18 protein-coding genes are annotated in these 20112 nt (G+C 30.7%); 17 read left to right on the top strand and 1 reads right to left on the bottom strand.

Annotation, left to right across the window (positions count from 1 at the left end):
* The 15 genes from RYK99_RS07135 to RYK99_RS07065 all read left to right on the top strand — a co-directional run.
* The coding region (locus RYK99_RS07135) for a CAP domain-containing protein (RefSeq protein WP_314991352.1) at window positions 1-843 on the top strand (843 nt) is incomplete at its 5' end.
* A gap of 113 nt (window positions 844-956) precedes the next feature.
* Window positions 957-1370, top strand: a complete 414-nt coding sequence (locus RYK99_RS07130) for a hypothetical protein (protein WP_314991350.1) — start codon at window positions 957-959, stop codon at window positions 1368-1370.
* Window positions 1360-1719, top strand: coding sequence for a hypothetical protein (locus RYK99_RS07125; protein WP_314991348.1), 360 nt, complete (start codon window positions 1360-1362; stop codon window positions 1717-1719). Before RYK99_RS07130 ends, RYK99_RS07125 begins: the two co-directional genes overlap by 11 nt.
* A 346-nt stretch (window positions 1720-2065) precedes the next feature.
* Window positions 2066-3430, top strand: a complete 1365-nt coding sequence (locus RYK99_RS07120; RefSeq protein ID WP_314991347.1) for a CAP domain-containing protein — start codon at window positions 2066-2068, stop codon at window positions 3428-3430.
* Window positions 3431-3738: 308 nt separating this feature from the next.
* Window positions 3739-4908, top strand: coding sequence for a hypothetical protein (locus tag RYK99_RS07115; protein ID WP_314991345.1), 1170 nt, complete (start codon window positions 3739-3741; stop codon window positions 4906-4908).
* Window positions 4909-5099: 191 nt separating this feature from the next.
* The gene (gene selD / locus RYK99_RS07110; protein WP_399544148.1) at window positions 5100-6074 is read left to right on the top strand and encodes a selenide, water dikinase SelD; all 975 of its coding nucleotides are present in this window, start codon (window positions 5100-5102) and stop codon (window positions 6072-6074) included.
* Between the two features lie 27 nt (window positions 6075-6101).
* A complete protein-coding gene (yedF, locus tag RYK99_RS07105; protein WP_314991342.1) occupies window positions 6102-6902 on the top strand; it encodes a sulfurtransferase-like selenium metabolism protein YedF in 801 nt (266 codons plus the stop codon).
* Window positions 6903-6910: 8 nt separating this feature from the next.
* Window positions 6911-7186: a DUF3343 domain-containing protein gene (locus RYK99_RS07100; protein ID WP_314991340.1), complete on the top strand. Its 276-nt coding sequence runs from the start codon at window positions 6911-6913 to the stop codon at window positions 7184-7186.
* A 100-nt stretch (window positions 7187-7286) separates the two neighbouring features.
* A complete protein-coding gene (selB, locus tag RYK99_RS07095) occupies window positions 7287-9170 on the top strand; it encodes a selenocysteine-specific translation elongation factor (protein ID WP_314991338.1) in 1884 nt (627 codons plus the stop codon).
* 21 nt (window positions 9171-9191) lie between these two features.
* Window positions 9192-10376, top strand: coding sequence for an aminotransferase class V-fold PLP-dependent enzyme (locus RYK99_RS07090; RefSeq protein ID WP_314991336.1), 1185 nt, complete (start codon window positions 9192-9194; stop codon window positions 10374-10376).
* Window positions 10377-10386: 10 nt separating this feature from the next.
* The gene (selA, locus tag RYK99_RS07085; protein ID WP_314991334.1) at window positions 10387-11769 is read left to right on the top strand and encodes an L-seryl-tRNA(Sec) selenium transferase; all 1383 of its coding nucleotides are present in this window, start codon (window positions 10387-10389) and stop codon (window positions 11767-11769) included.
* 64 nt (window positions 11770-11833) lie between these two features.
* A complete protein-coding gene (locus tag RYK99_RS07080) occupies window positions 11834-12271 on the top strand; it encodes a GNAT family N-acetyltransferase (RefSeq protein ID WP_314991332.1) in 438 nt (145 codons plus the stop codon).
* 210 nt (window positions 12272-12481) lie between these two features.
* Window positions 12482-13045 (top strand): dTDP-4-dehydrorhamnose 3,5-epimerase family protein, encoded by a 564-nt coding sequence (locus tag RYK99_RS07075; protein WP_314991330.1) that lies wholly within the window; start codon window positions 12482-12484, stop codon window positions 13043-13045.
* Window positions 13045-13824 (top strand): hypothetical protein, encoded by a 780-nt coding sequence (locus RYK99_RS07070; protein WP_314991328.1) that lies wholly within the window; start codon window positions 13045-13047, stop codon window positions 13822-13824. Before RYK99_RS07075 ends, RYK99_RS07070 begins: the two co-directional genes overlap by 1 nt.
* Before the next feature lie 15 nt (window positions 13825-13839).
* Window positions 13840-14613: an alpha-1,2-fucosyltransferase gene (locus RYK99_RS07065; protein WP_314991326.1), complete on the top strand. Its 774-nt coding sequence runs from the start codon at window positions 13840-13842 to the stop codon at window positions 14611-14613.
* Between the two features lie 57 nt (window positions 14614-14670).
* On the opposite strand, the gene RYK99_RS07060 is transcribed toward RYK99_RS07065, so the two are convergent.
* On the bottom strand, window positions 14671-15012 hold the full coding sequence (locus RYK99_RS07060) for a hypothetical protein (protein WP_314991324.1): 342 nt from the start codon (window positions 15010-15012) through the stop codon (window positions 14671-14673).
* 129 nt (window positions 15013-15141) lie between these two features.
* Between RYK99_RS07060 and RYK99_RS07055 the strand changes: the two genes are divergently transcribed.
* Both RYK99_RS07055 and RYK99_RS07050 read left to right on the top strand, forming a co-directional pair.
* Window positions 15142-17874 carry a DNA methyltransferase gene (locus tag RYK99_RS07055; RefSeq protein ID WP_314991322.1) on the top strand — a complete coding sequence of 911 codons (2733 nt, stop codon included), beginning with the start codon at window positions 15142-15144 and terminating at the stop codon, window positions 17872-17874.
* Between the two features lie 167 nt (window positions 17875-18041).
* A complete protein-coding gene (locus tag RYK99_RS07050; RefSeq protein WP_314991320.1) occupies window positions 18042-19499 on the top strand; it encodes an RNA-binding domain-containing protein in 1458 nt (485 codons plus the stop codon).
* Window positions 19500-20112: the final 613 nt, after the last annotated feature.

Below are 20112 nucleotides of genomic sequence, written 5' to 3'. Positions count from 1 at the left end.
GGTTTAGTTGTATTTTCTGCAGGAGCTGTTGCTGCTGGTTGTTCTGATTTAGTTGAAGCTCCAAAAGCAGCTGAAACAACTGTTGCTAGACCAAATACTTCAGACAATGAGAAACCATCTGATAAACCAGCTGATTTAGCTAAACAACCAACAACACCAGTTACTGGAACGGACAGAAGTGCAGTAGCAAATCCAGCTAAAGAAGATACTAAAGCTGCTGAAACTAAAAAACAAGCAGTTAAAGAAGAAAAAGCAGCTACAGCTACAAAAACAGAAGCTGAAAAACCGAAACAACAAACACCAGCAGCACCAGCAACAGGAAGTAGAGAAGAACAAATAAGAAAAGCATTTTTAGCAAAAGTTGCGCAATTAAGAAATATTAATGGATTACCAGCTTTATCAGAAAATGCAGCATTAAATTCTTCTTCAAAATATAGAAGTGCTGATGTAACAACTCGTGGAATCGATGGAAATATTCATGGACCAAATGGATCAATCCAATATGAAAAAGATGCGGCAAAAGCAGCAGGATATCTTAACTCTATTTTAGCAAATATTGCAATAACAAGTGATTCTGGAACACCAGAGCAAGTGGCACAACAATTATTTGATATCTTATTCAAAGAAGTTGGAAATGTAGTAGCTAAATATCCATACGGACACAGAAATACTTTATTAGATGCAACTGCTAAAGATGTAGGTGCAGGAGTGACTATAAAAAATGGTCAAGTATATCTTGTACAACACCAAAGCTCTAATGGAGCATTTAATGGAACTACTCCAAAAGCAGGTAAATATTTAGATGGATTAAATACTATTTACAGAAATGGTCAACCAGTATAAGATAAAAAATTAAAAATATTAAGCTAACTAACATCAAGATTTTAGAAAATCTAATTAGATTTCTAAAGGGTAATAGCCCCCAAATTTGAACAAATTTTGGAGGGCTATTTATTATGAAATTAGTAGCTGAAAACAAGATAGAAATATATAGACTTAAGAAAAAAGGATATCTATATAAGGAACTAGCTAAAAAGTTTAAAATTGACCCTAGTAATGTGAGGTACATGGTCAAACTAGCTGATTTACATGATGAAATTATACTGATTAAAGGGAAAAATAATTACTATTCATCAGAATTAAAACTAGATATAATCAATGAAGTTTTAATAATAGGAAATTCTATATACGCTACTTCACTATATGTAGAAGAATTAAAGAAGACACATAAATTGAATATACTATTAAAGATTTTAGGCTTATCTCGTTCATCATATTATTATACAAAAAATAAAGAAGACAAAGATAAAAATACAGAAGAAGCTATTCTATTAATTCAGGAAAAGAACAAATATAGATATGGTTTATAGAAGAATAACATTAGAACTTAAAAATATGGGATTTATAGTAAAGCATAAAAAAGTTTTAAGATTAACAAGAAAACTAGGTGTGTTATCATTCGTAAGACCTACTAGAAAATACAACTTATGTAAAGGAGAAATTGGAAAAATCGCAGATAATGTAGATAATATAATAGATAGAGATTTCTTCACCTCAGAACCGATAAAGAAATGTTATATAGATGTAACTGAATTCAAAGTTGGAGAAGATAAAGTTTATTTAGCGTCTATAATTGATGGATATAATGTGGAGATAATAGCTTATAATATTTCATTCTCACCTAACTGGGCACAACATAGTTCAAAAAATCTAAAATAACTGTAAGGAATGAAAGTTACTAAAAGTAATAAAATTTAATGGCTTTAAAGTTTAAAATACTAAACAAAAATAACTTAATATTTTGTCCAACTTTTTGGATGCAATACCAAGGTTAGATGTTAGGTAGCTTTCTTATATTACAATTTGAAGACATTATTGTCATTGACATCTACAATTGTAACTAATTATACTCTGTGAAAACTTGTTATAATGCTAATGTAATTAAATAAAAAGTTGTAATAAAATTGTAATGAAAATTGGGGATTATTACAAATTAGAAATTCTATTGATTAAAATACGTAAATTAGATATAATTGACTCAACAATAGATTTTAGGAGAAATTTAATGAGTAAGACGAAATTGACTAGAAGAATATTGACTGGATTAGTATTATTAGTTGGAGCATCTGGAGCAGTTACAGTTGCCAATGAAGTTAATAATGTAGCAGTTAATGTTAATAAAAAAGATGTAAAAGCTAGTGTTTATGAAAAAGATGGACACTATTACGTGAAACTTACAACAGCTAAAAATGTTACTAATGTAGTTGCACGAGTAACTACAGAAGATAGAAAAGAATATGTAGTTAAAAAAGAAGCTATTAAAGCAGGAGAAGTAGTAGAGTATGAAATCGACATAAATGCTGCCGTACCTACTAGAAAATTACCACATACTGCAGTTAAAAGAGAAACTGTTAAATCTGTTGTAACTTTAGGGGATCATACTTTCAACGCTGTAGTAAGTTATGATGTAGAAGTCGCTGATTCTCAAGAACAAGCAGCTAAACCAGTAGATAAAAACACTGAAAATAAAACAACTTTAGATCAACTTGCTGAGAAGAGAGAAGTAACTTCTGAACAAAAAGCTAAAGAAGAAGCTGAAGCTAAAAAAGCTGCTGAAGAAAAAGCAGTGGTGGATGCTAAATTAAAACAAGAAGCAGAGGCGAAAGCTAAAGCAGAAAAAGAAGCCGAAGCTAAGAAAACAGCAGAAACAAAAGCAGCAGCTGACGCTAAAGTAAAACAAGAAGCGGACGCGAAAGCAGTGGCTGATGCTAAATTAAAACAAGAAGCAGAAGCAAAAGCAGCAGAAGCTAAGAAAGCTGCAGAACTAAAAGCAAAACAAGAAGCAGAGGCGAAAGCAAAAGAAGTAGAAGCTAAAAAAGCAAAACAACAAACACCTGCAACACCAACAGCAGGAAGTAGGGAAGAGCAAATAAGAAGAGCCTTCTTAGATAAAGTAGCAAAATTAAGAAGCATTAATGGACTACCAGCTTTATCTGAGAATGCAGCATTAAATTCTTCTTCTAAATTTAGAAGTTCAGATGTAACAACTCGTGCGATTGATGGAAATATTCACGGACCAAATGGAACAATCCAATATGAAACAAATGCGGCTAGAGCAGCAGGATATGCTAACTACATTTTAGCAAATATTGCAATAACTAGTGATTCGGGAACACCTGAACAAGTTGCACAACAATTATTTGATATTTTATTTAAAGAAATTGGTAATGTAGTTCCAGCTTATCCATATGGACACAGAAATACATTATTAGATGAAACTGCTAGAGATGTTGGTGCAGGAGTAACAATTAAAAATGGTCAAGTATATCTTGTACAACACCAAAGCTCAAATGGAGTATTTAATGGAACTACTGCAAAAGCAGGTAAATACTTAGATGGATCAACAAAAGTTTATCTAAACGGTAAATAAAAAATACTAAACTAAATATATTAAGCTAACTAACATCAAGATTATAGAAAATCTAATTAGATTTCTAAAGTTAGATGATAGTTGGCTTTTTTTATATTGTTACAAATTGATTACTAAATTGAAGAGTATATCTACAAATGTAACTTATTATATCATAAGAAAGCCTATTGTGATGCTAATGTAACTAAATTGAAGTTTGTAACATTGCTGTAATGAAAGTTAGGGTTTATTACAAATCAGAAATTCTATTGATTAAAATATGTAAATCAGATATAATTGACTCAACAATAAATTTTAGGAGAAATTTAATGAATAAAGCGAAATTGACTAGAAGAATATTAACAGGGTTAGTATTATTAGTTGGAGCATCTGGAGCAGTTACAATTGCCAATGAAGTTAATAATGCAGCAGTTAATGTTAATAAAAAAGATGTAAAAGCTAGTGTTTATGAAAAGAATGGACACTATTATGTGAAACTTACAACAGCTAAAAATGTTACTAATGTAGTTGCACGAGTAACTACAGAAGATAGAAAAGAATATGTAGTTAAAAAAGAAGCTATTAAAGCAGGAGAAGTAGTAGAGTATGAAATCGACATAAATGCTGCCGTACCTACTAGAAAATTACCACATACTGCAGTTAAAAGAGAAACTGTTAAATCTGTTGTAACTTTAGGGGATCATACTTTCAACGCTGTAGTAAGTTATGATGTAGAAGTCGCTGATTCTCAAGAACAAGCAGCTAAACCAGTAGATAAAAACACTGAAAATAAAACAACTTTAGATCAACTTGCTGAGAAGAGAGAAGTAACTTCTGAACAAAAAGCTAAAGAAGAAGCTGAAGCTAAAAAAGCTGCTGAAGAAAAAGCAGTGGTGGATGCTAAATTAAAACAAGAAGCAGAGGCGAAAGCTAAAGCAGAAAAAGAAGCCGAAGCTAAGAAAACAGCAGAAACAAAAGCAGCAGCTGACGCTAAAGTAAAACAAGAAGCGGACGCGAAAGCAGCGGCTGATGCTAAATTAAAACAAGAAGCAGAAGCTAAAAAAGCAGCTGAAGCAAAACAAACAACTACAGTAGCTGGAGGATTACCAGAAGTAACTGCTGCAGAATTAGCAGATCCTGCGATGAATGGATTAACACCACATACTAAAAAGATGAAAGTAGCTTTAGCGAAAAAATTCGGTATAACAAGTTTTTCATTATTTAGAGCGGGTGATGATGATGGAACTGGTCACGGACATAACTCAGGTATGGCTGTAGACTTCATGGTACCAGTAAACTCAGCACAAGGTGATCAACTTGCGGAGTACTTAACTAAGCACATGGATGAACTTGGAGTTTATTACATTATCTGGAAACAAAGATTCTATATGCCACAATTTAACATCTATGGTCCAGCAAATACATGGAACTTGATGCCTAACCGTGGTGGAGTAACTGCGAACCACTATGACCACGTTCACGTAAGTTTCAAAAAATAATAAATAAAATTATAGACAATTAACAGATGAAAATTACTATTTGTTAGTTGTCTATTCTTACATTAAAAAACTAAATAATGCTTTTAAATTATACTGTGAAGTAGTATAATTATAGATAAGTAGTAGTATAGGAGGTAAATATGTCAGAGAAGAAAATGAACATGATAGTTTGTGGAGGTTGAAACTCGAAAATAGGGCCGGGAGCCTTATCAGATATACTAAAAGACCTTCCAAAAAAAGAAGATAAAAATTTAATAGTTGGGTATGAATCTTCGGATGATGCAGCCGTTTATAAAATTTCCGAAGATAAGGCGATTATTCAAACATTAGATTTCTTTACAACAATGATAAATGATCCATATTTATATGGACAAATTGCAGCGACTAATGCGCTAAGTGACGTCTACGCTATGGGTGGAGAAGTTATCTCAGCATTAAATATAGTAGCTTTCCCAGAGAATATGGACTTAGAAATTTTACATCAAATACTAAAAGGTGGAGCGGAAAAAGTTCATGAAGCAGGAGGGGTTCTTGCAGGAGGGCACTCTATTCACGATACTACACCAAAATACGGATTATCAGTAACAGGAATTGTTCATCCTGATAAAATATTACAAAACAATAATTGTAAAGTAGGAGATTTATTAATTGTAACAAAACCATTAGGAGTGAGTATTATTAATACAGCTCATATGGTAAAAGAATGTTCAGAAGAAGCATTTGCTCAAAGCGTTAAACAAATGACAACACTTAATAAATATTCTGCTCAAATGATGAAAGATTTTAATGTTAATAGTTGTACAGATATTACTGGATTCGGTTTTTTAGGACATCTTGTAGAAATGTTGGATGGTAAACATTCAGCAGAAGTATATTCGAAAGATATTCCATATATCGAAGAAGCGTATAAATGTGCAAATGAATTTGTTATTACTGCAGGGGGGCAACTTAATAGAACATTTGTTGAGCCAAATGTAGAATATCAGATTAAAGACTTTGCATTAGAAGAAATAATGTATGATCCACAAACATCTGGAGGACTTTTAATAAGTTTACCGGAAAGTGAAGCTTACGAATTATTAGAAAAACTAAATACTCTTGAAATTAAGAGTGCTATAGTAGGAAAAGTTATAGAAAAACAAGAAAAAGCAGTTATTATTAAATAACTCAGAAGACAATAGGAGAATATAAGTATGAAAAAAGAAATTTTAGATGCACAGGGTTTAGCTTGCCCGATGCCAGTTATTCAAACAAAAAAATTATTACTAGAAAATGATGTAGTAGAAACAATCGTAGACAATATTATAGCTACTCAAAACTTAGAAAAAATGGCTACACAATTAGGGTTCAATTTCTCAGTGAAAGAAGAAGCAAAAGATAAATATATCGTTACTATTTCTAAGGGGGAAGCGAGCGATGGTGTAGTTGTGGATACATTATGTGATAAATGTGTTGTTCCCGTAACTCAAGCTACACGTGCACTAGAAGAAGATACAAAAGTAACTTTATTAGTTAAAACTGAAGATAGTGTAGAAAGTCTTAGAAAATTTGCTGATAAAAACAGTTATGAGTTTAAAGTTTCTGATATTGAAGGTGGCTTCAAAGTTGAAATTACAAGAGAAGAAACTCCGGAATTAGAAGCTTTACCAGTTGTTAAAGATGACAGTTATATCGTTGTGATTAACAAAGATCAAATGGGACATGGTAGTGAAGAACTAGGTAAAAGATTAATTAAAGCATATCTTTATGCTTTAGGTGAACAAGAAGTTCTTCCTAAAAAAATTATTTTCTACAATAATGGTGGAATTTTAGTAGATAAAACTCGAAGTCACGTACTAGAAGAGCTAAAAACACTAGAAGAAGGCGGAGTAGAGATAGTTTGCTGTGGGGCATGTATCGATTATCACAAAATTGATTTAGCAGTTGGGAATCCAACGAATATGTACTTCATTGTAGAAGACATGAGAAAAGCTAACAAAGTAATTCAACCGTAGGAGGAAGCATGGTAGAAGAAGGATTAGTAGTTTTTAATAGTACACACGATTCAATAAAGGCGGATAACATTTGTCTAGAAAGAGAAATGGGAGCGTCACTTATTCCAACACATCCATCTATAGGTGTAGGTTGTGGGTTTATGCTAAAAACAGCTTGGAATAATTTCGATAATGTTGTAAAAATGTTAGAAGATGAAAAAATCGAATATCGTGGTTTGTATTATTCTAGAAAAGCTGGAATCAAAAGAATAATAACAGAATTAAAAGATTATAAATTAAAATAAAATTTTGGATAGAGGTTATTATAGAGAAAGTTTAAAATCTATTTTGTAAAGTTCTCTCGCATAATCTCTATTCTTAATATAATGTGTAAAGGTGAATTGTATGAACAACAATGTAATTATTGGTACTGCAGGGCATATAGATCATGGGAAGACGACCCTGATAAAGGCTCTAAGTGGGATTGAAACAGATACTACTCAAGAAGAAAAAGACAGAGGGATGTCGATAAACCTTGGATTTGCTTATTTTGACTTACCAAGTGGAAAAAGATGTGGTGTAGTTGATGTTCCGGGACATGAAAAATTTATAAAAAATATGTTAGCTGGAGTTAGTGGAATAAACTTAGTATTATTACTAGTTGACTCAAGAGAAGGTATAATGCCACAGACGAAAGAGCATATTGACATTTTAACGTTACTAGGAATTGAGAACTACATTATCGTAATGACGAAAATAGACTTAGTTGAAGAAGAATATCGTGAACTTGTTAAAGAAGATATTCGAGAATTCATCGCTGGGACAGTTCTTGAGAACTCTCCAATTATAGAAGTAGACTCAATTAGTAAAAAAGGTTTAGACAATCTGTTAGAAACAATTGATAAGAAAACAGAAGATATCGAAGCGAAAAATATTGAGAAAAATGCTAGACTTAATATCGATCGTTCATTCCAGGTAAAAGGATTTGGAACAGTTGTTACAGGAACTCTTACAGAAGGTGTAGTAAATGTAGGTGATGAACTTATTATTTATCCAAAAGGAATAAAAACAAAAGTAAGAAATATACAAGTTCACGCAAAAGATGTAGAAAAAGCCTACGCCGGACAAAGAACAGCGATAAACTTAGCAAACATCAAGTTTGATGATGTAAAACGTGGAGACACTCTAGCAACTGCAGATTCATTAACAAAGACTTATATGTTAGATAGTGAGATTAAATTAATCAATGATGAGAGAGCTAACCTTGAACTGTGGGATAGGGTGCGTGTATATATAGGAACTGAAGAAGTCATGGCAAGGGTTGTACCACTTGGAACAGACTTATTAAAAGCAGGAGAGAGTAGTTTTGCTCAACTTAGACTAGAAGATGAAATAGCGGTTAAAAATTATGACAAATTCATCATTCGTACTTATTCACCAATGATTACAATAGGTGGGGGAGTAATTTTGGATGCTAGTCCTAATAAACATAGAAGATTTAATGAAGAAATTCTTGAAAAACTTAAAGTGCAACTTGAAGGGAACACATCAGATTTAATAGCTAACTATATACTATCACACAATAACTATTTAGTTTCTAAAGATAGTATCGTAAAAGATTTACAACTTCCAGAAGAAGAGGTAGTAGAATCAATAACACAACTAGTAGAAACAGCTACAGTTTATGAGACTAAGTTAGGATATATTCATAAGAAAAAATACGAAGAAGTATTAGAAAAACTGAAAAAATTATTAGTAGAATATCATAATAGATTTAAATTAAAAGTAGGTATTCCTAAAATTGAGGTGCTTTCTAAGTTTAAACTTTCTCAAAAAGAAACATTAGAGTTACTTGATTTATTTATAGTAAACAATGAAATTCGAGTAGAAGGCAACTTAGTAGCCGAAAAAGATTTCGTAGTTAATTATGATAAGAAACAATTGGCTGAAAAAGAAAGAATAGAGAAGGCTTTACTAGAAGGAGGATTTACACCACCAACTATTAAAGATTTAACAAACGGAGAAAAACCGAAAGTTGAGATATTAGAATCTCTAATCGACAATACAATAGTAAGATTAGATGCTGATTTAGTATTACATGCTAATGTATTAAAAGAAGCTATTCAAAAAGTAGAAGATCACTTTAGTGCGAATGAACAAATGGGATTAGCTGAATTTAGAGATATGACAGGTTCTAGTAGAAAATATTCTATGGCTATTTTAGAATATATTGATAAGCTAGGAATTACTAGACGTATAGAAAATTATCGAGTATTAGCGAAAAAATAAATAAAGAAGGAAACCAAGTCATTGTACAAAATTGACTTAGATAAGGTAAGGGATATGAGTTATTATTTCGACTATGGAGCAACATCATTAAAAAAACCAAAAGAAGTAGCGGACAAAGTCTACGAAGTACTATCATCGGGAAAATATGCAAATGCATCAAGAGGTAGTTATTATGAAGCGAATAACGCTTTTCGTGAAGTGTTTGAAGCAAGAAGTGACATTGCGAAATTTTTTGGTATGAAAGATGAAGACAGAGTAGTGTTTACGAGTAATTCTACAGAAAGCCTAAATATAGCAATACTAGGATTATTAGAAAAAGAAGATCATGTAATTACGACTTCAATGGAACATAATTCAGTATTAAGACCAGTTTATTTAGCTCATGAAACAATAGGATGTGACTATACGATTGTTAGAGCTGGAAAAATAGGATTAATCGATTATGAGGAACTAGAAAAAGCTATCAAACCTAATACAAAAATGATCGCTATCACTCATGGTTCTAATGTTACAGGAAATATAGTAGACTTGGAAAAAGTTACTGCCATCTGTAAAAAACACAATATTATTTCAGTTGTAGATGCATCGCAAACTGCAGGAGTTGTTCCTATCAATATAGATGAACTAGGAATAGATATTCTATGTTTTACTGGGCATAAAAGTCTGTACGGACCGCAAGGTATTGGGGGACTATGTGTAAGACTTAAAGAACCTGAAATTAAGAGATTTAAAGTCGGTGGAAGTGGAGTTAGAACTTTCGATGAAAAACATCCGGGAGAATATCCATTGCGCTTAGAAGCGGGGACACTTAACACTGCGGGAATCTTAGGTTTGCATGAGGGAATAAAATATATAAATAGACAGGGAATAGAAAATCTTTATAATAAACAGATGAACTTCGCGAACAAATTCTATAACGAATTAAAAGACCTAGACTGTTTAGAGTTTTATGGGGATTTTACAAAAGAACGTACAGCAGTAGTTTCGTTAAATTTCAAAGGTATTTCAGCTTCGGATGTTGCAGATGTACTTGCTGAAGAATATGACATTGCTGTTAGACCTGGAGCACACTGCGCACCTCTGATGCATGAGGTACTAGGGACAAAAGAACAAGGTATAGTGAGATTTTCTTTTTCTAGTATGAATACAGAAGAAGAAGTAGACTATGCTATTAATGCTATAAAAACATTAGCAAAAGAAATTTAGGAGAATTATTATGTCAAAACAATTATTATCACAAATTCCCGCAATAAATAAGATTTTATTATTAGATGAAGTAAAAGCATTGATAAATGAATATTCAGAAGTAGCGGTGAAATCAGCGATAAAAGAATATATTGATAGAATTAAACAAGAAATACTAAATGAAGAATTATTCGAAGTTCCAAGTTTAGAGAAAATTGTAATAGAAGTTACACAAATAGTAAAAAAAGAAGACAGAAATTCTTTACGTCGAGTTATAAATGCAACTGGAACAATATTACATACAAACTTAGGTCGTAGTTTACTAAGTCAGAAGATTAAAGAAAATATTGAGAGTGTAGCATTTAACTATTCTAATCTTGAGTTTGATATAGATAATAAGAAACGTGGAAGTCGTTATGTTCACCTTATTGATATTATCAAAAAATTGACAGGTGCAGAAGATGTACTTGTAGTTAACAACAACGCTGCGGCAGTACTATTGACGTTAAACACACTTGTTAAAGATAAAGAAATAGTAGTTTCTCGTGGAGAGTTGGTAGAAATCGGTGGAGCATTTAGAATTCCTGAAATTATAAAACTAAGTGGCGGTACACCTATTGAAGTAGGTACTACGAATAAAACACACTTAAAAGACTATGAGAATGCGATTAATGACAATACAGGAGCATTGTTAAAAGTTCATACTAGTAACTATAAGATTTTAGGATTTACTAAAGAAGTATCTAATGAAGAGATATCTTACCTTGCTCGTGAAAATGAACTAGTATCTATAAACGACCTAGGAAGCGGGCAGTTCGTAGACTTTTCTAAATATGGATTACCTTATGAACCAACTGTAAAAGAAGTTCTTGATAGTGGTATTGATATAGTAACTTTCAGTGGTGATAAACTTCTAGGAGGGCCACAAGCAGGTATTATAGTTGGTAAAAAAGAATATATAGAAAAAATGAAAAAGAACCAGCTTACTCGTACGTTACGTGTAGATAAGATGACTCTTGCTGCATTAGAAGCTACTTTAAAATTATATTTAGATGAAAAAGAAGCATTAGAACACATTCCGACATTACACATGATTTCATTATCAAAAGAACGTTTATTTGGTAAAGCAGACGTTCTAAAAACAAAACTTAGTGACTTAGACTTCAAGATTACGATAGCTGAAGATAAGGCAGAAGTAGGTGGAGGAAGCTATCCAGCAAGTTACCTAGAAAGTGTTGTGGTGAAATTAGAACATCCAAGACTAAGTGCAACAGAACTAGAACGTCGTCTTTTAGAAGTGGAAATACCTATTATTACACGTATTAAAGATAATGAATTAATTCTTGATATGAGAACACTTCGAACAAGAGAATTCGATTTAGTAAAACAAGCTTTAATAGAAGTTGTGAAGTAAAAATAGAATTTAAGTTGCAGTAAGTTGCACGTTAAATAATATAAAAATAACAGAAGGTGAGTATATGTTTAGGGAAATAAATATTGCAGATACACCGGAAGTTGCAGAAATTTGTAAAGCTGCGTTAGGTTACGATGTAGATATTGAAAATGTAAAAGAACAAATAGAAAAGTTAACTAATGATAAGAAACAACATATTATTATCGGTTATGAAGATGAAAATACAAGGAAGATTATAGGCTTTGTTCATGCGCAAATGTATGAAAGTTTCTACAGTGATCTAGGATTAAATATTCTAGGACTTGCCGTTAATCCTGATTTTCAGGGTAGGGGAATAGGTAAAAAACTAATGGATAAGTTAGAAAACTATGCCGTAGATAATAATATTAGCTTTATTAGATTAAATTCTGCAATGAAACGTGAAGAAGCGCATAAATTTTATGAACATATTGGTTATACCTGTGATAAAGTTCAAAAAAGATTTATAAAGGTATTTGAGTAAGAAAATTAAAACAGAAGTTTTGACGTTTTAGCTTACTTTTAGAAAGTTTAAAAATAAGATTTATATAATCAAATGTATTTATTATTTCCTAGGAAATTCGATTAAGTTTGGTTATATAGATCTTTCTTTTTGCTTAGTTTTCTTCAACTTGTTTGTACAAAAGAAGTATGATAATATAAAGTAGACTTATATAGAGAAGAGGTTTAGGAAATGGATTTATGTAAAGAATACAATAGTATTGATGGATTATTAGTTTTGACAAGTCCACTTCATCATGATGATAGAGGATATTTTTTAGAGAACTGGAAGAAAAATGATTTAATAAAATTTGGAGTGCCAGAAGAGTTCTTCAATAATGACCTGCAAAACAATGTTTCAGTGTCGAATAAAGGAACTCTAAGAGGTATGCACTGCCAAGGTTGGGCAAAATTAATGACTGTTGCGCGGGGGACATTTAGAATGTGTTTTGTAGATTTACGTCGAGAATCTTCTACATATAAAAAGGTAATGTCACTTGATGTGAAGCCTGGTATGGCGGTATTTGTTCCTGAAGGTGTTGCTAACGGTGCACAATCTTTAGTAGAAAATGGTATATTGAATTATATTGTAACTGGTTATTATAATCCTAATGAAAAATACTTAGGAATTACTCCACTAGATCCAAAACTTAACTTACCTTGGGATATGACTACAACGCCAATAATATCGGAAAAAGATAAGGGAAGTCTATCTTATGACGAAGTGATAGCTATTATAGAAAGTGATGTGAAATAATGAAGAACATTGCTTTAATAGGTTCAACAGGCTCAATAGGAAAGGAAATATTTAATCAGTTACTTAAAATAGATAATCTAAATGTGAATTCTTTTACTAGAAAGAATTTATCTGATGCTATGAATAATGAATATGATATTGTTATTTGTGCAGCTCCATCTTCAGGGAAGCTGAAAACAAATTTAGGACTTGATAATAGTGACAAAGATATAGAAAAATTATGTAAAACAATCAAGGAAGTAAAAACAGAAAGATTTATTCTAATATCATCACAAGCAACCATCTCTGAAGCGGAAAAATCATATGGAAAAGTTCAAAAAATGGTTCTAGATAGTGTTCTGAGTTATCATAGTAATCATACTGTTTATTTAGTAGATACTCTATATGGAACTAGTTTAAATAAAGGTTTTATTAGTGATATTATAACGAAGCAGTGGATTTTTTTATCTGATGATTATATTCAAAAGTTACCAGAACTAATGAATTATTATAAAAAGATAGAGGAGGCTAATCTTTGGGAAGGGTATAATGAATTACCAAAGAATTTACTAGAAAAGTTGCCGAACATAGTAGATATTTATCCTGATGATAAAATTTTCCAGGTTACTCCGATATCTGCGTTAGCTAGAACTATTGTAGAAAATATGGAAGAATCACAAGGGTTAAAAACTAGTATAGTAGAGACTGAAATATTTACAGGGAAACAAATAAAAGATCTTTATAAAAATCCAAATGAGGATACATTTTTAGGTAGATATTTTATAAAACAAAAAATATAGGAAAGGAAATTTAGAATGAAGGTTTATTATAACGACAGAGGATTTCAACTTGGTAATCTACTATTTCTATTAATGCAAGCACATAAAGATAGATTAGCTGGCATAGAAGAAAGCTATGTTCTGAGAACAGGTTATTTTAAATTCGCTCAAAGTTTCTTTCCGAAAACAGAACGATTATTTGGAAAAGCACAAGGTTGTGAGCTAGAACCATTCGGTTATTATCAAGTATCAGGGCAAGATTATAATGTAGAGGTATTGGACTCATTTTGCAGGGAATATCTTCTAGAAAGAGCAGAAGAACTATCTAGCCAGTTTGATAATAAAAATATAACAATAGCGATAAGAAGAACAGACTTTTTAGATGGAGATAGGGCAGAGAAATATGGATATGACGCGGTTAAATATGTAATTGACTGTTTAGAAATAATAAAAGAAAAAGAAGGTAATATCTCTGATTTAACAATAAGAATAACTTCAGATGACACAACTTGGTGTAAAGAAGAATTAGTTCCAAAATTAAAAGTATTATTTAGTTTTTCGAATGAAATAGTAATCGAAGAGCAAGATATCCAAGATAATTTTTTACAATTATACGCAACAGATAAATATTTTATCACACCGAATTCTACTTATGGATACTGGGTAGGATATGTGCTAAGAGTGAGTGATAGAGACGTTCAAACTTTTGCACCTAACTTCAATACAACGCTAATTGAAGACGGACGCCAAATAGCAGACACAAGAGATTGGATATTGGTTGATGTGGATAGGAGTATGTATACTAAATAAAGTGAATGAATACTAAGAGAAGAATATGTAGAGTAGAGCATATTCTTCTCTTATATTTTATTTTATTGTATTTTTACAACAATCTAGTTCAAAGCGTACCTCTCGTAGATTTTTCTTTAGATTATCCATAGATCTGCTATTATAGGAACTACTTTTTCTCAACGCTGAATCTAAAGAATTGAAATAATTGTTGAATAAATTCGAATTATTTACATGTTCTTTTATATTTTTATATGCAGTTATTTCATTCCTAAGAGCAGACCTGATATCTTCTAATATAGAATAAGCCTCAGGCCTATTTCTAATCTCTAGAGCTTTATCAATAGTGTCTATATATAAATTAAGATTTGTTATTACAGTATCTTTAGAAATTTTATTAGAGAAATCTAAAATTTTCATTATTTGATACCTCCTTTTTGTTATCTTTTAACTAAATTATATCATAGAAGTAAATGTAAATTTAACTATTATTTTGTAATATAATTGTTTTAGAGTATAATATATTTATTAGGATGAAGGAGAAATGGGATGTTAATTGATTTAGAAGATAAGATAAAAGAATTAATAACTAATTTGGATAAAGAAACATTTTTTATTAATTTCTTAGAATTGTACAGTGGAGTAGCAAAGTCTGCAATAAAAAAAGTTAAAAATGTAAGTGTATATGATGGATTAGAAAACAAGACAAAGTTTTTAATAAAAGCTGAAGAAGACAATCTACTAGATAATTATATAGCTCTTGAGAACAAAGTATTGCAAAGAAAAACAAAACCAAGATACATAATTGTTACGGATTTTAACGAGTTATATGCTAAAGATACAAAAACTTTAGAACGATTAGCGATAAAATTTGAAGAATTACCACAGAGTTTTTCGTTCTTTTTAGCATGGAATAATATTGAAAAAGTGGATTATGAAAAAGAAAATCCAATGGATGTCAAAGCAGCCGAGAGATTTTCTAGAGTTTATGATGAGTTAGTAAAACAGAATCCTGATTTAGATTCAGAAGATCTAAATTTATTTTTAATAAGAATATTATTCTGTTTATTTGCTGAAGATACAGATATCTTTCCAATGAATAAGTTTTCAAATGACTTGAAAACTTTAACTAAAGAGGATGGTAGTGATACGAACGTTATAATAAAAACTATTTTCGAAAAATTATCAACAAATATTTTTGATAAAGATAAAATTGCATCATACTTAGTAGATTATCCATATGTTAACGGAAATCTATTTACTAAGGATCATGTTGAGGTGAATTTTGATTACAAACTTAGAAAACTAATTATTGAAGCAGGAGAAATGTTGAATTGGGCAGAAGTTAATCCTGATATTTTAGGTTCAATGTTACAAGCAGTGGCAAGTAGTGATAAACGAAGTCATCTAGGTATGCATTATACTAGTGTTCCAAACATATTAAAAACTATAAAACCATTATTTTTAAATGAGTTAAATGACAAGATATCTGAAATAGTAGATAGTGAGTTAAAGAATAATAATAAAGCAAAGAAATTGATTGAGTTACTAGAAAGAATCTCAAAAATGAAGTTTTTAGATCCAGCCTGTGGATCAGGAAATTTCCTAATTATAGCGTACAAAGAATTGCGTCGAGTAGAGATGAGAATCTACGAAGAATTAGAGAATCTAGGAGAAGCACAACTATACTTAGAATATGTTAAATTAGATCAATTCTATGGTATTGAGATAGATAACTTTGCTTCTGATGTTGCTATGCTGAGTATGTGGATAGCAGATCACCAGATGAATGTTGAACTAGCTGAGAAACTAAAATCAGCAGCACGTCCTACTATTCCATTAAAAAAAATAGGTGGAATATACAATGCTAATGCACTAAGAATAGATTGGCAGGAAGTATGTCCTAGAACTGAAGATGAAGAGGTATTTATCTTTGGAAATCCACCGTATTTAGGGGCGAGACTTTTAAATAAAGAACAAAACCAAGAAATGGAAAATATTTTCAAAGGTGTAACACAATATAAGAGATTGGATTATATAGGTGCATGGTTTTATCTTGGGGCTAAGTATATAGAGAATACTAACAGTAAATTATCATTTGTATCTACAAATAGTATATGTCAAGGGGAACAGGTTGCACTAATGTGGAAGCCAATTTTAGAATTGGTAGAAATTGGTTTTGCTTATACATCATTTAAATGGCAAAATAGTGCTAAGGCAAATGCAGGAGTAACGGTTATTGTCGTAGGATTAACAGCAAAAAATGATTCAAAAGAAAAGTATATTTATAGTGAAGAAAGTAATCAGGAAATAGTAAAAAAGGTAGAGAATATTAATCCTTATTTGGCGGAGGGAGAAACCACATTTGTAGAAAATAGAAGTGAAAATATTAATAGAAATATATCTAGAATGGTATATGGAAACATGGCTCGAGATGATGGTGGATTAATTTTATCAAAAATCGAATATAATAAACAAGTTGAAATATATCCACAACTAAAGAAAGTTTGCAAGAAATTTATAGGATCTAATGAATTTATAGCAGGTGATTATCGATATGTAATGTGGTTTAATGAAAGTAATATAAAAGAATATAGAGATCTGCCTTTTGTTAAAGAAAGATTAAATATTGTGAGAAATTATAGAATTAATAGTTCTCAATCACAAACAAAAGAATATGCAGAATTTCCATACTTATTTGTAGTAAGAGGAGGCTATGAGAAGGCGACTGATAATTTTAATGGTGATCCTAATGAAATGTTTAATATTATAGTTCCTAGGACTTCTTCAGAAAACAGGTTATATGTACCAATGGGTATAGTTGATAATGGAGAATACATAATCTCAGATGGAGCTCAAGTTATTTATAATGCACCTTTATATCTTCTTGGTCTTCTTCAATCAAGAATGCACATGGTCTGGTTAAAAAATATAGGAGGAAAATTAGAAACACGTTATAGATATTCCAATACACTAGTCTATAATACATTCCCAATACCTGATTTAAGTGAAGAAGATAAATTAGAAATAGAGGATAGAATATCATATATTCTTGATGTTCGTGATGAGGAATTATTGAGTTTAGCAGAATTATATGGTTCTCCTTTGGCGACAAAAAATCCGAAACCTATGAATCAGCGTCTTTTAAATGCTCACAAGGCATTAGATAGATATATTGATAAGTTATATAGTAAAAAAGAATTTTCTAGTGATGAGGAAAGATTATCTGTCCTTCTAAAAATGTATCAACAGAAAATAGATGAAGAGAAGAAAGAAAAGTAGATATTTTCTAATATAAATTTTGAAAAAACCAGTTGAGTTAACTCTCAATTGGTTTTTATTATATACACAATTTTATGATCTATATTAATAAATAGTAATATGTTATAATTATTAGTAACTGAAATAAGTTATAAACATAATAAATGAATCGAGGTGTTATTTTGACAATGGATAATGATTATTTGAGAAATTTGGTAGTTGAATTAACTAAGTATCCAAAAGAAACGGAATGGATTGAATTTAAGAAAAATAAAATAGATCCAAATAAAATAGGGGAATATATATCAGCATTGAGTAATTCTGCAGCCATCTTGGGTAAAGAAAAAGCTTATATTATTTGGGGGATAGACGATGAAACACATATAATTGAAGGTACAAATTTCTACTATCGAACTGAGAAAAAAGGTGGAGAAGAGCTGGAAGCATGGTTATCACGAGTGATAGAACCTAGAATTGATATCAATTTTAAAGAGATTGAGATTGGAGGGAAGCATATTACAATATTAGTTATACCGAGAGCACAAATACAACCAATAAAATTTTCAGGTATAGAGTATATAAGAATAGGTAGTAATAAGAAAAAATTAAAGGATTTTCCAAGTAAAGAAAGATCATTATGGAGATCTTTTGATACTACGTTGGAGGAATTGAAAATCTCAGAGGATAGTAAGAAAGCTAAAGAAGTATTACAACTTCTAAATTATGAAGCATATTATAGTAAATTAAATATAGCTGTCCCTAGTAACTATAGAAAAATTATAGGTGACTTTATAGATGAAAAGTTTATTGTAAAAAACGATGCTGGACTTTATGATATTACTAACATGGGAGCTCTTATATTAGCTCATGATATAACAAAGTTTAGTGGCTTAAGTCATAAATATGTAAGGGTAATTTGGTATAAAGATAATACTAAGCTGCAAACTATAAGAGAAACCAAGTATTTAGAAGGATATGCAGTTTCTTTTGAAAAAATTATAGAGTATGTAATGACTATAATACCTCAAAAGGAGGTTATTGAGAATGGAATACGACGTTCAGAAATTTCTTATCCCGAGATAGCGATTAGGGAGTTATTAGCAAATTGTTTAATCCATCAAAATATAGCTCAAAGCGGAACTAGTCCGATGATTGAAATTTTCAATAATAGAATAGAAATTTCAAATGCAGGAGCTCCTTTAGTAGCGATTGAGAGAATTGTCGATACAGTTGCTGTATCAAGAAACGAGAATTTAGCAGGCTTTATGCATAAATGTGGTATTTGTGAAGAACGAGGAAGTGGATATGATAAAGTTGTATATGAAACAAGTAAAAATAATCTTATAGCACCTAAAGTTGAGAACCAAAACGATATGTTTACTAAAGTGACATTATATTCTAAGGTTCCTTTTGATATGATAAGTAAGGAAGATAGAATAAGAACATGTTATATGCATGCATGTTATTTATATGTGCAAGGGGAATGTATTAATAATAATGTTTTAAGAGATTTATTTGGTGTTCCTGATAAGCAAAGATACAAAATTTCAAGAATTATTAAAAATGCACTAGATAGTGGATGTATAAAAGCAGTAGATGATGAAACAGCCCCAAGATATATGAAATATATTCCTTTTTGGGGATAGATCAATATTTACTATAGTTGCTAAGTAATAAATTAAGTTGTATTAGTGATAATCGAGATATCATAAAACCTATAGTAGCAGAGATAATAAGAATTATAATGTAAGAAATTTAAGTTGCGGTAAGTTGCACTAGTAATAATGAAGATATGATCATAAGTATAATAAAAGCTATAGTATCAAGGAAAATAAGAGTTATAGTAAAAGAAATTTAAGTTGCAGTAAGTTGCACTAGTAATAATGAAGATATGATTATAAGTATAATAAAAGCTATAGTACCAAGGATAGTAAGAGGTATAGTGAGAGGAATTTAAGTTGCAGTAAGTTGCACTAGTAATAATGAAGATATGATTATAAGTATAATAAAAGCTATAGTATCAAGGAAAATAAGAGTTATAGCGAAAGAAATTTAAGTTGCAGTAAGTTGCACTAGTAATAATGAAGATATGATCATAAGCATAATAAAACCTATAGTAGCAGAGATAATAAGAGTTATAATGTAAGGAATTTAAGTTGCAGTAAGTTGCACTAGTAATAATGAAGACATAATCAAAGGTATAATAAAAGCTATAGTACCAAGGATAGTAAGAGTTATAGTGAAAGAAATTTAAGTTGC

Origin of the sequence: uncultured Gemella sp., assembly GCF_963537375.1 — a bacterium.
In the GTDB taxonomy this organism is placed as follows: Bacteria; Bacillota; Bacilli; order Staphylococcales; family Gemellaceae; genus Gemella.
The sequence above is the reverse complement of the archived record's forward strand: the minus strand, read 5'-3'. Positions and strand labels throughout refer to the sequence as shown.

Coding starts and splice junctions, on each gene's coding strand:
- RYK99_RS07130 (WP_314991350.1), top strand. CDS start 957: ATGAAATTAGTAGCTGAAAACAAGATAGAAATATATAGACTTAAGAAA.
- RYK99_RS07125 (WP_314991348.1), top strand. CDS start 1,360: ATGGTTTATAGAAGAATAACATTAGAACTTAAAAATATGGGATTTATA.
- RYK99_RS07120 (WP_314991347.1), top strand. CDS start 2,066: ATGAGTAAGACGAAATTGACTAGAAGAATATTGACTGGATTAGTATTA.
- RYK99_RS07115 (WP_314991345.1), top strand. CDS start 3,739: ATGAATAAAGCGAAATTGACTAGAAGAATATTAACAGGGTTAGTATTA.
- yedF (WP_314991342.1), top strand. CDS start 6,102: ATGAAAAAAGAAATTTTAGATGCACAGGGTTTAGCTTGCCCGATGCCA.
- RYK99_RS07100 (WP_314991340.1), top strand. CDS start 6,911: ATGGTAGAAGAAGGATTAGTAGTTTTTAATAGTACACACGATTCAATA.
- selB (WP_314991338.1), top strand. CDS start 7,287: ATGAACAACAATGTAATTATTGGTACTGCAGGGCATATAGATCATGGG.
- selA (WP_314991334.1), top strand. CDS start 10,387: ATGTCAAAACAATTATTATCACAAATTCCCGCAATAAATAAGATTTTA.
- RYK99_RS07080 (WP_314991332.1), top strand. CDS start 11,834: ATGTTTAGGGAAATAAATATTGCAGATACACCGGAAGTTGCAGAAATT.
- RYK99_RS07075 (WP_314991330.1), top strand. CDS start 12,482: ATGGATTTATGTAAAGAATACAATAGTATTGATGGATTATTAGTTTTG.
- RYK99_RS07070 (WP_314991328.1), top strand. CDS start 13,045: ATGAAGAACATTGCTTTAATAGGTTCAACAGGCTCAATAGGAAAGGAA.
- RYK99_RS07065 (WP_314991326.1), top strand. CDS start 13,840: ATGAAGGTTTATTATAACGACAGAGGATTTCAACTTGGTAATCTACTA.
- RYK99_RS07060 (WP_314991324.1), bottom strand. CDS start 15,012: ATGAAAATTTTAGATTTCTCTAATAAAATTTCTAAAGATACTGTAATA.
- RYK99_RS07055 (WP_314991322.1), top strand. CDS start 15,142: ATGTTAATTGATTTAGAAGATAAGATAAAAGAATTAATAACTAATTTG.
- RYK99_RS07050 (WP_314991320.1), top strand. CDS start 18,042: ATGGATAATGATTATTTGAGAAATTTGGTAGTTGAATTAACTAAGTAT.